Here is a 1061-nt window from a genome sequence, read left to right on the forward strand (position 1 = left end):
CTAGTGTGGTGTCCCGCAAATAACTTTACAAAGACGCTCAATCTTTTGCAGGATGGAGTCGGCGGTGGCGGTCCAGACGAACGGTCGCGAGTGGACATTGTATTGCGCGACAAAGCTGTCGATCTTGCCCGTGAGGTCGGTGACGGTTTTGAATGAATTGCGTTTCAACGCTCTTTGGGTCAGCAGGCCAAACCAGCGTTCGACCTGGTTGAGCCAGGAACTGTAGGTAGGTGTGTAGTGCACATGGTATCGCGGACGTTGCGCCAGCCAGGCACGCACCTTGGGATGCTTGTGCGTGGCATAGTTATCGATGACCAGATGCACATCCAGCGACGCAGGGACATTTTTATCGACATGGCGCAAGAATGACAGAAACTCCTGATGCCGGTGGCGTGCCTTGCATTGCCCAATGACTTCGCCGCTGGCCACGTCCAGTGCGGCAAACAGGGTCGTCGTGCCGTGCCGGAAGTAGTCATGCGCAATCCCCTCGACTTCTCCCATGCCAGCCGGGACGGCAGGCTGACTACGTTCAATGGCCTGAATCTGGCTCTTCTCGTCCACGCACAGTACCAATGCCTTGTCAGGCGGGTTCAGATACAGGCCAACAATGTCGCGCACCTTCTCGACGAAGAAGGGATCCGTGGAGAGCTTGAAAGACTTGCTGCGATGCGGCTGCACACCAAACAGATGCAGGTAGCGTTGCACCGTACTTTTAGAAATGCCTGTTTCTTCGGAAGCCAGACGGGTACTCCAATGCGTTGCCTTCTTTGGTCTGTCCTTAATTACCTTGTTGAGCAGCGTGGCGATATGGTCGTCGTCATAGCTGCGAGGCCGACCGGGCCGCGCCACGTCGTATAGTCCGGCAATACCTTGGTTGAGATAGCGCTTTCTCCAATGGCCAACGCTGGGTAACGTCAAACCAAAGTGCGCGGCAATGGCGGTATTGGAATAACCTTGAGCCGACATCAGGATCATCTGGGCGCGCCGCACGACACTATGCGGCAAGGAACGCGAGCGTGCTAACACTTGCAAGTCGGCATGTTCCTGCTCCGATAGTGTGA

Annotated in this window: 1 protein-coding gene; it reads right to left on the reverse strand. The window is 55.8% G+C overall.

Annotation, left to right across the window (positions count from 1 at the left end):
* On the reverse strand, positions 1–1061 hold a 1061-nt coding region (locus tag ACFQUU_RS29325; RefSeq protein ID WP_382252169.1), incomplete at its 5' end, for an IS630 family transposase.

The sequence above is a fragment of the Herbaspirillum sp. GCM10030257 genome (genome assembly GCF_042666555.1).
In the GTDB taxonomy this organism is placed as follows: domain Bacteria; phylum Pseudomonadota; class Gammaproteobacteria; order Burkholderiales; family Burkholderiaceae_D; genus Noviherbaspirillum.